The organism is Carnobacterium sp. (assembly GCF_040274425.1).
Window position 1 is genome coordinate 20,612 of record NZ_JBEMBC010000029.1, and the last position, 9,034, is coordinate 29,645.

8 protein-coding genes are annotated in these 9,034 nt (G+C 34.6%); 1 reads left to right on the plus strand and 7 read right to left on the minus strand.

The window, feature by feature from the left end:
- Positions 1 to 126 precede the first annotated feature (126 nt).
- The 7 genes from rpsO to ABS911_RS07595 form a co-directional block, all read right to left on the minus strand.
- Complete coding sequence (rpsO, locus tag ABS911_RS07565; RefSeq protein ID WP_013710576.1) at positions 127 to 396, minus strand: 30S ribosomal protein S15; 270 nt, start codon at positions 394 to 396, stop codon at positions 127 to 129.
- 173 nt (positions 397 to 569) lie between these two features.
- Positions 570 to 2,564, minus strand: a complete 1,995-nt coding sequence (uvrB, locus tag ABS911_RS07570; RefSeq protein WP_350467076.1) for an excinuclease ABC subunit UvrB — start codon at positions 2,562 to 2,564, stop codon at positions 570 to 572.
- A gap of 216 nt (positions 2,565 to 2,780) precedes the next feature.
- Complete coding sequence (rpsT, locus tag ABS911_RS07575; RefSeq protein WP_350467077.1) at positions 2,781 to 3,035, minus strand: 30S ribosomal protein S20; 255 nt, start codon at positions 3,033 to 3,035, stop codon at positions 2,781 to 2,783.
- Between the two features lie 132 nt (positions 3,036 to 3,167).
- Positions 3,168 to 4,226, minus strand: a complete 1,059-nt coding sequence (gene holA / locus ABS911_RS07580; protein WP_350467078.1) for a DNA polymerase III subunit delta — start codon at positions 4,224 to 4,226, stop codon at positions 3,168 to 3,170.
- Positions 4,227 to 4,298: 72 nt separating this feature from the next.
- On the minus strand, positions 4,299 to 6,647 hold the full coding sequence (locus tag ABS911_RS07585; protein ID WP_350467079.1) for a DNA internalization-related competence protein ComEC/Rec2: 2,349 nt from the start codon (positions 6,645 to 6,647) through the stop codon (positions 4,299 to 4,301).
- The gene (locus ABS911_RS07590) at positions 6,648 to 7,166 is read right to left on the minus strand and encodes a ComE operon protein 2 (protein WP_502880514.1); all 519 of its coding nucleotides are present in this window, start codon (positions 7,164 to 7,166) and stop codon (positions 6,648 to 6,650) included.
- A 101-nt stretch (positions 7,167 to 7,267) separates the two neighbouring features.
- Positions 7,268 to 7,975, minus strand: a complete 708-nt coding sequence (locus tag ABS911_RS07595) for a helix-hairpin-helix domain-containing protein (RefSeq protein ID WP_350467080.1) — start codon at positions 7,973 to 7,975, stop codon at positions 7,268 to 7,270.
- Positions 7,976 to 8,129: 154 nt separating this feature from the next.
- Here ABS911_RS07595 and ABS911_RS07600 point away from each other — a divergent pair, with 154 nt between their 5' ends.
- A complete protein-coding gene (locus ABS911_RS07600) occupies positions 8,130 to 8,876 on the plus strand; it encodes a TspO-related membrane protein (protein WP_350467081.1) in 747 nt (248 codons plus the stop codon).
- Positions 8,877 to 9,034: the final 158 nt, after the last annotated feature.

Sequence of the window (9,034 nt, forward strand, 5' to 3'; positions counted from 1 at the left end):
ATTTAAGCTAATTAAATACTCACATTTGTATAGTAGGATGGACAACAAAATAAACAGCTTTTTTCTTTTACAAACAAAATGAAGCGAGATTCGTTAGAACCTCGCTTCTAAATAGACTACGAAAAATTAACGACGTAGACCTAATCTTTGAATCAATTCACGGTAACGAGTAATATCTTTGTTGCGTAAGTACGCAAGCAAGTTACGACGGTGACCAATTTTTTTCATAAGTCCACGGTAAGAATGGTGGTCTTTTTTGTGAACACGTGCATGTTCATTTAAGTGGTTGATCTCAGCTGTTAATACAGCAACTTGTACTTCGGGAGAACCTGTATCTCCTTCGTGGATTGCGTATTCTTTGATGATTTCATTTTTACGTTCTTTAGAAATTGACATTTCTAAGCACCTCATTTCTCAATTTTTCCTCTTACTGAGTAGACGTTGGTGATTCGTTTTACCAAGTAAAAGGTATGTGTTTAGTACACAATTAAATTCTACTAGAATCTATGGGAAATTGCAAGTTATTAATGGGTTTTTTCCATTTTTAATAGATTCATTCTTGTGTATTGTTATTTTAATTTGTACTGTGCTGTTATTTCTAAGATCATGTCTCTTATATTAGCCGCTTTTTCGAAGTTTAATTCTTTTGCAGCTACTTTCATTTCTACTTCCATACCATCAATCAACTCTAGACGCTGCTCTCTTGTCATTTTAGCAATATTTTCTAAGCCAGATGCTCCTTCAGCGTCACCTTCTACTACTGAAGTAATCGAGATCAAATCACGAATATCTTTGATAATTGTTTTAGGCGTAATGCCATGTTTTTCATTGTATTCTTCTTGGGTTTCACGACGTCTCTCAGTCTCTGATATAGCGGCTCTCATAGAGTCTGTGATACGGTCCGCATACATAATAACTTTCCCATTTTCATTACGTGCAGCCCTACCAATCGTCTGTACAAGTGAACGTTCACTTCTTAAGAAGCCTTCTTTATCTGCATCTAAAATAATCACTAATGATACTTCTGGGACATCGATACCTTCACGTAGCAAGTTGATTCCAATCAATACGTCGTATACACCTAAACGCAGATTTCGAATGATCTCGGTTCGTTCTAATGTTTTTATCTCACTATGCAAGTAGGCAACTTTGATTCCAACCTCTTTCAAGTAATCCGTTAGATCTTCTGACATCTTTTTAGTTAATGTAGTAATAAATACTCGCTCATTTTTTTCAGTTCGTTCATTTATTTCACCAATCAAATCATCGATTTGACCTTTGATTGGACGCACTTCTATAATTGGATCTAATAATCCTGTAGGACGAATAATTTGTTCAATAACTTCTGGAGCACGTTCCAATTCATAAGGTCCTGGCGTTGCCGAAATATACATAATTTGATTTACGTGGTTTTCAAATTCTTCCAGGCGAAGCGGACGGTTATCCAAAGCACTCGGCAATCTGAAACCATACTCAATCAATTGTTCTTTTCTAGCTCTATCGCCATTATACATCCCTCTAATTTGGGACATCGTGATATGAGACTCATCTATCACAATCAGAAAATCATCTGGGAAGAAATCAATTAGTGTATAAGGTGCTTCACCAGGTTTACGTCCATCCATGTGTCTAGAGTAATTTTCAATTCCTGAACAATACCCCATTTCCAACAACATTTCCAAATCATAGTTTGTTCGCTGTTCTAACCGTTGTGCTTCAATTAATTTATCTTCAGCTCGCAAAACTTTTAATCGCTCTTCTAGTTCTTCTTGGATATTTTTTATAGCCGATCTTGTTTGTTCATCGTTTGCGACAAAGTGAGTAGCCGGAAAAATAGGAACATGTTGAACATCAGCCTTGATTTCACCTGTTAAAACATCTACTTCTCTAATACGATCAATTTCATCTCCAAAGAACTCTACCCGTATTGCTTCACTGTCACGTGATGCTAAGAAAATTTCCACTACATCTCCTCTAACACGAAAGCGTCCGCGTTGAAAGTCAATATCGTTACGTTCAAATTGCATGTCGACTAAACGACGTAACATCTCATCACGATTCATTTCAGCACCTACGCGTAAAGACAGAACGTGATCTCGATAGTCCTCAGGGTTAACTAGTCCATAAATGCACGAAACAGAAGCTACCACAATGACATCTCTTCGTTCTAGCAATGCACTCGTTGCGGAATGACGCAGTTTATCTATCTCATCGTTAACACTTGATTCTTTTTCAATAAAGGTATCACTTGAAGGAACATACGCTTCTGGTTGATAGTAATCATAATAGCTGACAAAATACTCTACAGCGTTATCAGGAAAGAATTCTTTAAATTCACCATATAATTGACCTGCTAATGTTTTATTGTGTGCAATAACTAAGGTTGGCTTATTTACTTCCTTAATGACATTTGAGACCGTAAATGTTTTTCCCGTTCCTGTGGCACCTAATAAGGTTTGTTCTTTCTCTCCAGCTTCGATGCCTTTAATTAATTTTTTTATGGCATCCGGCTGATCACCACTAGGCTGGTATTTAGAAACCAGTTCAAATTGGTCTTTTGGCATTTTAAGTACCTCCTCGCACTTCTATTCAGTATAAAAAGAAACCTGTCTAATTCAAGACACACATTTTTCAATTCTATTTTATTATTCTAGCACTGAACGTGTGTTCTTACAACTAATTTGATACAACTTCATTAGTATTCAAAAAATAAAAAAGCCTCAAATCTTGAATACTCAAGACTTGAGGCTTTTTTATTTACTCTTTATAACAATGACCTCTTATTTAGCTAATTTAGCAGTTAAACGAGATTTGTCACGGTTAGCTTTATTTTTATGAATCAATCCTTTAGATGCAGCCATGTCAATTGCTTTGATTGCTTCTTTAAGTAATGGTTCAGCGTTTTCGTTACCTGCTTCAACAGCTTGAACGTATTTTTTAATAGCAGTACGCATTGAACTTTTTTGAACGTTGTTTTGTGCAGCTGATTTCTCAGAAGTACGAACACGTTTGATTGCAGCTTCGATGTTTGGCATTTGATTCACCCCACTTTCAATTATTTACAACATAAAATAGTCTATTCTAGTTGTTTCAACAAATTCAATTATACATAAAGACAAGCTTCAATGCAATAAAAATGTGTAAAGTTTTTTTACTTGATAGCTGGATTATTTTAAACGCTTGTATTGGTCTCTGTTCGTTGCTTTTTTTTGCGCATACTGCAGAACGAATAATTCAAATTGCATTTCTTTATCGCCTTTTCCTGTCTTCAATCGATACTCAGCATCAATCAATCCATTATATGCTTCGATCAGCGAATACTCCTCAATTTTCCTCATTTGTTGAATAGCTAATTTCACACGATAGGGATGTGTTTTTAATTGTTTGGCAATATCGCCTTGCTGATAGCCTTTCTTTTCTAAAATTTTAACTTGGATAAGTAATCTAAATTGAGATGTCATAATCGCATTTATTTTAATAGGGTCTTCTTTTTGCAGTAATAAATCTTGGTATAAATTAAGCGCTTGTCCTACGTCTTTTTTCAAAACGTATTCATTTAACGCAAAAATATTTTGTTCTAACGATTTAGCCACTAACTCTTGAACCGCATCTAGTGTAATAAATTTAGTATCTTGGGCATAAATAAAAAGTTTAGGTAATTCTCCCATCGCTACAGATAATTTCGCATCTGTTAATTGAATAAATAATTCAAACGCTTCCGGAGAATAACGGTACTCTTCATTTGCAATAGTATCTTTAATGTATTTTCGCATATCTTTTTCTGATAATGCATTTACTTCTATTATGGTAGCTGTTTTTTTTAGTAACTTAGTTATTTTTTTCCGTTCATCTAATTTTTCATAAGGGGCAAAGAATACAAGTGTCGTTGATTCAGAAGGATGAGTTAAATAACTTTCTAACCATTTCACATCATGTTCTACCTTTAACTTTGTTTTATCTCCCGTTAAAAAGACCGGTCTGTCTACAAAAACGAGACGGCGATCGCCAAAAAATGGAATCGATTCTGCATCCTCTAAGGCCGTTCCAATCGAAACTTCTTCCATATCATAAGCACCGTAATTTAATTCCAGTTCTTCTGCACTAAGTACTGAATCCAACAGTGTTTTTCTAGCTACGCTTGCTAAATAGGACTCTGTTCCTAATACAATGTAAACATGTGCAATCGTGCCGTTTTTTATTTTTGCTAATTCTGATACAAAATTCACTCTGTTCCACCACTTTCTTGTATTGCCTTAATGGTACAAAGCATTAAATTAATTTGCAAGCCTATTTTCAATTTATCTTAAAATCGTTTGAAAGCCTTTTTCTATCCATATGTGTAAATAATCAGCATACGTATACCTAAAACTTCCTTGCAGATCTGTTCGATAGACCATTGCATTTACCGAAGCCAATCGTTCTAGCACATCCTCATTTGGGTGATTGTAGCGATTGTTTAACCCACAAGATATCAATGCTGTTTTTGGTTTTATTTTTTGAATAAAACTTTCACTAGTTGACGTTTGGCTTCCGTGATGTGCTACTTTTAAAATATCCACTTTTAAATTGGGGTAAAGAGCTGTTACCTCTGCTTCCCCCGTCTCTTCAATGTCCCCTGTGAACAGCCAATTAAACTGACCAATTTCCCCATATAATACAAGCGAATCATTATTTTCTCCTTCGCCATTGTGTAAGGGCCATAAAACAGCTAAAGAGGGCCCAAAAAGTTGCTCTCGTGATCGTTTAGCGCTGACTTCACGTAAAGCCACACCATTTTTTTCTAATGCTTGAGCTGCATCAAAAAATGATTGTTTTTTTGTTGTTCCTATTGGAAAAACAAGCTCTTTAATTTCGATATCTTGAGCTAGTTCGATTAATTCACCCATATGATCTTCGTCGCCGTGAGTAATCAAAACTTGATCTAATTGAGTTACACCTAGAGATTTAATCACTGGAATCAATACACGACTTGCCACCGTTGACTGTTTTTTTCTTATTTGCCATTCTTCTTTTTCAAATGCTAGCGCCCCGCCAGTGTCTATTAGGTAGACACCTTTTCCAAAAGGCTCTTTAATTAAAGTCGCATCTCCCTGGCCTACATCTAGTATCAAAACTTCTCCAAATGGACTGTACTTTTGATACTGAATAAAGACTATAAAAACAGTTACCAACAAAATAAGCAATCGTTTCCGTTTCTTTTGCTGTTCTAATGCGATCAAAAAGATAACCATGACAATCATCGTTACAATAAATAACATCAAAGGAACTTTTCCAGTAACAATCGTACCATATGGAAAAAGTCTGATTTTTAATACCAACCATTCAATAATACTCAACAAATATTCCGCTAAGTGTATAAGAAACTGGAAAAGTAGTGTTCCCGAAAAAAAATAGGAACTAAAAAATAATAAAATCATTAAAGGCATAATGAACCACGTAAATAATGGAACAAAAAGCAAATTAGCAAACATACCAATCCATGAAAACTCAAAAAAATGGAAACTAAGAATCGGTATAGAAATAATTGTTAAAATAAAAGAAATGGATAAACTATTGATAACATTATACTTTGATTGATTGAACAACGATGTTGAAAATAAAATCAATGCTAAACTAAGTAGATAGCTTAATTGAAAACCAATAGAAAATAATTGATAAGGATCTAGCCAAAGCCCGATAATCAATGTCCATGACCATGCATCTAATCCCGAAATGGGTCTACGAATTCGTAAACCCGTCTGACTGATCAGACTCATCACAACAGCTCTAAAAATACTGGTTCCCCAACCAGTCAAACTTCCGTATAGAGGAAGAAAAATGAATAAAAGGATATACGTGTGTTCACGTGTCACCCCACTTCTCCATAAGATGTACGTCAGACCAGCTATCAAAAATTGGATGTGCAAGCCTGAAATACTCAATAAATGGATAATCCCAATTTCTTTGTATCCATTCATTACTTGATCATCAATAGAACTAGTATCTGCGAATAATAGGGTTTTAATGTAACTCGACACAGTACCGGTTGTTTTACTTTCAATGTGAATCAAGATAGTTTGTCTGATATTTTTCAAATTAAATAGATCCAAAAAAGTTTGTTTCTCAGCTCCAGAGCGTGCTTTAATTGATGTTGCATCAAGCATCCAATGAATCTTGTTATGAGACAAGTAACGCTGATAATCAAATTGATTTAAATTCCTATTTTTTTCAGGTTTCTTCAAAGTTCCTGTCACTACAAACTCTGCTACTTTTTGTTGCTTTTCCCAGTACTCTTTTTCTTCCTTAGTAGACAATCGATAAAAAACAACGATTTTTTCAGAAAGCTTTAGTGTTTCTCCAGCTTGATCAATTGTACCGTAAAATTGCACTTGATTGCCATCGATTTTCAAGTGATTGGGATCAAGTTCAATCAAAAAGTTCTGAGTGTCAATTGAAAGACGCGTTTGATTATTGTACTTTTCTACTCCTACAAAAAAAGCTGTTACACTCATTAACAAACAAGAATAAATGAGCCATTTTTTTCTGCGTGTAAACAGCAATCGAATCAACCAAATCAACAATATAAAAATACTCAACCAATGAGGGTTTAAAATAGCAGTAGCACACAATAAACAAGAAATAGCTGAAAAAATAACGTACCCCTTCAATTATTGGAACGGCATGCGTCCGTTAAGTTGGCTTAAACTAGTTTGTGTATTTGTATTGAAATCTAGTTGTTGGAAAAAATCTTTTGGAAGTATTACTTTTTGACATTGAACGTGGGCTTGTTCAATCAATTTTAAAGCGTAATCATTATTATGGTAATCTTCTAAGTAATTTATTTTTGTAATACCAGCTTGAATAATCATTTTCGTACATTGTAAGCATGGAAAATGTGTAACATAAATTTCTGCACCTTCAGTTTGCGCTCCAAATTTTGCACATTGAAGAATCGCATTCATCTCAGCATGGATCGTACGTAAACAATGACCGTCAACAATATAGCAACCGTCATCTATACAATGCACATCGCCACTTACCGATCCGTTGTAACCTCCTGCAATAATTCTCTTTTCTCTTACAATTGTAGCTCCAACAGTTAATCGAGCACATGTACTTCGTAAAGACAGCAACAAACTCTGAGACATAAAATATTGATCCCATGGTATACGTTCAGTCATACTCATCCTCCTACTCATTTGTTCGTTTAAGTTATTGATGATCTTAAGCATTTTCTCAAGTATACAAAAGCCCACAAAGACTTTCAACACTTCATTTTGTACTCGACTTACTCACCATCGCCCACAGTAATGTTCGCTCGTAATGCCTCAAAAGTTTTTTCACCAATGCCGGACACATTTTTCAGGTCTTCAATTTTTTGAAATGAACCATTTTCTTGTCTATAGTTCATGATTTGCTCTGCTTTTTTCTCTCCTATTCCAGATAATTGTTGGAGTTCAGTTGAGTCTGCCAGGTTGATATTTACTTTTGCAGACGTTGTTGCTTCACTACTTTCTTGTGGAACTGTGATAACAGCTTCTTCTATTGGAACGGCTGGATTTTCTAGTTCTGCAGCTTCTTCACTGACCGCTCCAATTTCTGGAATAAAAATCACCATCTGGTCTGTTAACTTTAAGGACAAATTTACAGGGTTCTGATTTGCCTTTTCACTAAAACCGCCAGCTAATTCAATAGCATCAATTAACCTCATATCACTTGTCACTTCATACACACCCGGCAGGTATACCGCACCTTTAACATCTACATAAATCATTTCTGATTGACTCTCTGATTGTTGTTCAGCCTGAGATGATGCTACTGAATACTGGCTTTCAATTTCCAAGTAACTCATCGTATCTAAGGGTTTTTCAACATTATCTGTGCTTTTCAAAAATATCAAAATAATTCCAAATACACTGAGCACCAGACAACTAAGCATACCTATCTCAATAAACAAACGATTTTTTATTAGCCAGTCTTTGCTAGTCTTCAACATCCCCTAACACTCCTTTTTGAGTCCATCTAAAAAGTAATATGCGTAAAAAAACACCTATTTTTTTTAATCAGTCGCTTTAATTTATTTTATTTAAAATTTGTAGTATGGTTAAGTTAACGTAATTTTAAAAATTACTAATTTAGGAGTGATAAAAATGACTATAAGAAAACAAATTATTTTATATTTAGCCTATGGGTTAATGATTTCTGTAAACGCTTTAGCCAATATTCTTCCAATAAACGGCTATCAAACAGGAGAAATTTCCGATATGTATGATGTGTTTTTTACTCCTGCTGGTTTTATTTTTAGCATTTGGGGAGTCATCTATTTTGCACTATTATTATGGCTGTTAAGTTTTAGTTTTAAGAAACAGACGTTACGTCCCGCCCAATTCTGGGGATTTTTACTAACTTGTTTGTTTAATACATTATGGATTTTAGTTTGGCACTTTCTTTTAGACGGAATTGCTTTTATTGTTATTTTTTTATTGCTTCTATCCCTTATTTTTTTATATCGAGCTCAAAAAGAAACTACTCATTCTAAACTTTACCTCATTCCTATATCACTTTACTTAGGTTGGATCATTGTTGCTACCATTACAAATTTCAGTTATTGGCTAGTTGCTAGTATCGGCATCGACGCGAGTCTCCAAACAATGGTCACTTATGTACTCTTATCACTAACGACCCTTTTAGGTCTAGGAATTGCATACTTTTTAAAAGATTGGGCTATTATATTGGTCTTTATATGGGCAATGTACGGGATATTCACCAAGAACTTACCAGATCATCGTTCAATAGCAATTTTTACAGCCGGATTAATGATTATCCTTATAATTGGAAGTATCATTTCATTCTTCCTTAATCGAAAAACAACCAAAAAAAATCCTTATCACTTTTAAAGTTGAACAAAAAAAAGCCGGAGACATAACTAAAATGGACCCTATAGAATGGACACTAAAAAAAGTGCCCTCTATAGGGTCTATTTTTGTATACTTATATAGAAAAATATAAATATGGTTGATTTAAGATTATTCAGTCCATTAAAACCGTATTCCAC

Coding starts and splice junctions, on each gene's coding strand:
- rpsO (WP_013710576.1), bottom strand. CDS start 396: ATGTCAATTTCTAAAGAACGTAAAAATGAAATCATCAAAGAATACGCA.
- uvrB (WP_350467076.1), bottom strand. CDS start 2,564: ATGCCAAAAGACCAATTTGAACTGGTTTCTAAATACCAGCCTAGTGGT.
- rpsT (WP_350467077.1), bottom strand. CDS start 3,035: ATGCCAAACATCGAAGCTGCAATCAAACGTGTTCGTACTTCTGAGAAA.
- ABS911_RS07590 (WP_502880514.1), bottom strand. CDS start 7,166: ATGAGTATGACTGAACGTATACCATGGGATCAATATTTTATGTCTCAG.
- ABS911_RS07595 (WP_350467080.1), bottom strand. CDS start 7,975: ATGTTGAAGACTAGCAAAGACTGGCTAATAAAAAATCGTTTGTTTATT.
- ABS911_RS07600 (WP_350467081.1), top strand. CDS start 8,130: ATGACTATAAGAAAACAAATTATTTTATATTTAGCCTATGGGTTAATG.